We start from the raw sequence: 3,090 nt of genomic DNA, 5'->3' as shown, positions 1-3,090 counted from the left end.
ATTAATTACTCCTCCTTCCAAATAAAAAACTTTCTTCCTTTTCCCTCTCCTCGTAGGAGAGGGCTAGGGAGAGGTGGGAAGGGGGTTGGGGGGTTAGGTCATCAAATTTCGGGTCGAGAATGAAACAGCCCTGCCAATTATGGGGGCAATATTCAGAGTGTTGAGGAGTCAAAAGCTTTGCCCAATTTGGTTTGTTCGTTCTAATTTTAATTAACGGTAAATTGAACCACTGTCCAGCTTGAACTGGGTAACGGCGCAGGGGTTACATTGCGATCAGGCGGTTGTTCTGCGGTCATTTCTTGTAACAGTTGTTCTAGGGGATCTTTAGGCGTGTCTCGTCTTGTTTGTTTCTGTTGATCGAGAGGGGGTAATTCCAAAAACCGAAAGTTAGTATCATCAACACTAACACAAACTTTATAAATATTCTGCCAATTTTCTTTTTTCTCAAGATTTGGTAAAGGAATTGTTTCTTTTTGTTTGGGTTCAAGGGATATAACTATCCCCCGTCCTTTAGTTTCCGGTAAAACAGAAGAAATTGCCCAATTTTGCTGTAAATTGAACACAGCGACATAAACGGGTTGTGAATAGTGATTTTGAATTTCTAACGAATAGGTTTGATTTTCAGTTATGGTGATTTCAGTTGGATTTTCTGCGGCGTTTAATTCTTGATTTTGGTCGGGTTCCGTTGTTAGACGAACGGCGATTTTATTCAGCATCTCTGAACGAGGATCATGGTTTTTTAGATTTTTAACGGCTTGATATTTAGCCAAATGAACCAGGCGTTGAATGAGGGGAGAAGCCAACTGAATTTCATTGACTTTCAACGCGGGTCTTAAAATAATAGGCGTTTGAGTGCGATCGCAAACTTCATAAATAACATCGTTCACTTCCGCTTGGTATTTTGCGGCTTTTTCTGCATCTAAAATTGTCACCCGAACAAAATAATCAGCTTTTTCAACCTCATCAACAAACTCAATCCAAGCGTTCTTAAAAATTCGAGTTGAACTTTCCATTTTTTGTAAAGCAGCCCGTTGATTAATTTCCTTCGGTAAGGTATCATTTTCTAGTAGGTAAACTTTGCGGATTAAATTAGAAGAAACTAAAGTCAACATTGCTAAATCACCCACTTTAATCGGTTGTTCAGAAAAAACCGTCTGAACTTCTCCCCAAGAAGTCGATCCTTCAACTTCCACCAGTTTAACTAAAGCTAACTGTTGTTTTGTTGAAAAACTTGTTGTTCCAAAGGGATAAAGAGTAAATTCAGCCCCTCTTTCTAAGCCTTGAAGTTCACCAACATTTAATTCAATTCGTTGTTTTTTTCCTATTTTAATATCAGTCACATTGGCGGTATATTCACTCGGAATAGACTCCCATCCAAAAATTAAGCGATCGCCTTCACCAATTAACATGGGAGTTTGCTGACGGAATAGCTGGTTAATGTTAGGCTTGATATAATCCTGTAACATTTGGTAGGTAATCATCAGTTTAGAGGGGTCTGGCGTTAATGTTTTCAATAGCCAATGAGTTAAAACCCCATTCCGTTCTTTTCCGTCAAAGGCATATTCATAAGCAGCTTCATAATGTTGACAAGCTGCTAACAATACATAACCTTTAACCTTTGCTAACAAAGTTCCTGTACGATTTCCGGCTAGATCGCTGGTTTTTCCAGTAATATTTTGCCAATTTTTTATTATTTCTTCCGAAGAAGCAACGAGGCTGTCTTGAGGACGAACTGTGTTATCAACAACGCCTGAACCCCGAACATTTTCATCTTCTCCACCTCGAACTGCACCACCTGAATGACAACTATCTAAAACAACAGTAACCTGTAACTTTTTATCGACCATTTGCTGTAATAAATAGGCAAATTCTAAATCTCGCAAATAGCGTCCGTTTTCGCTACCAATATCAGTCGGAACGAGGGTTTCATCTTGTCCTAATTCTCCTTTATATTCAGGATAGATGGTTTTTGCGCGTCCGCCATGTCCCGAATAGTGAATATAAATGCGATCGCCAGGTTTAGCGATTTGAGTAATATGTTGAAAGGATTTGATAATATTTTCATAAGTCGGTAATTGTTCGGGAGGTTCAACGGGTGAGTTATTTTCTGGGTTGGATGCAGTCAGTTTAACAATTTTGTTCGGACGGGTGGGTAATTGGTTGAGAAAGTCTTCGACTTGGTTAATATCCCGAACACATCCTTTCAAACTTTTGTAGGATGAACCGTTAGGTAAAGTATTAGGGAAATAACAGTTAATCCCGATGAGTAAAGCGTAGAAAGAAGAATTTTGAGTAGACATAATTGAGGATTTTATCTGGATTGATATTGTTTTAACTCAGAACGGAACTTCCGTTATCGTTCCCATTTTTCCTAACTTCAGACTTCAGACTTCAGACTTCTAAAAGCTCCCGACACCATCACACAACCCCTTATCCTTCTCTGGAGCATTATGCTGCAAATAATTTTTCACCCAATCGCAGTTACGCTCCATTAACCAGTCAAAGTCTATATTCCAGACTTTGATGGTGTAGTCATCACTGCCAGAAACAATGGTTTTGCTATCGTTGCTGATGCTGACGCTATTGACATAGGGATTGTGTCCGGTGAGAGTGCGGATTAATTCTCCGGTTTCCAGATTCCAGACTTTGATGTTGTTGTAGTCGTAGTCATTACTGCCAGAAACAATGGTTTTGCTATCGTTGCTGATGCTGACGCTTCTGACCCAGTAACGGTGTCCGGTGAGAGTGCGGATTAATTCTCCGGTTTCTCTATTCCAGACTTTGATGTTGTAGTCTGCACCGCCAGAAACAATGGTTTTGCTATCGTTGCTGATGCTGACGCTCCAGACCTGGCCATTGTGTCCAGGGAGAGTGAGGGGTTCGGCGTCGGGTGTCTCGAGATTCCAGACTTTGATGGTGTTGTCATCACTGCCAGAAACAATGGTTTTGCTATCGTTGCTGATGCTGACGCTATTGACCGAGCCATTGTGTCCTTTGAGAGTGAGGGGTTCGGCGTCGGGTGTCTCGAGATTCCAGACTTTGATGGTGTTGTCTGCACTGCCAGAAACTACGGTTTTGCTATCGTTGCTG

The 3,090-nt window shown here is 40.9% G+C and carries 2 protein-coding genes; both read right to left on the bottom strand.

What is annotated here, in order from left to right; all coding sequences use genetic code 11:
• Window positions 1-206 precede the first annotated feature (206 nt).
• The gene (locus tag WN50_RS11220; protein ID WP_046280598.1) at window positions 207-2,300 is read right to left on the bottom strand and encodes a caspase family protein; all 2,094 of its coding nucleotides are present in this window, start codon (window positions 2,298-2,300) and stop codon (window positions 207-209) included.
• Window positions 2,301-2,399: 99 nt separating this feature from the next.
• On the bottom strand, window positions 2,400-3,090 hold a 691-nt coding region (locus WN50_RS36105; RefSeq protein ID WP_235440922.1), incomplete at its 5' end, for a WD40 repeat domain-containing protein.

It is taken from the genome of Limnoraphis robusta CS-951 (assembly GCF_000972705.2).
Note: the sequence above shows the minus strand (reverse complement) of the source record. Positions and strands in the feature narration are given on the sequence as shown.

Bases quoted from the DNA above. Each gene is read 5' to 3' on its own strand.
- WN50_RS11220 (WP_046280598.1), bottom strand. From the start codon at position 2,300: ATGTCTACTCAAAATTCTTCTTTCTACGCTTTACTCATCGGGATTAAC.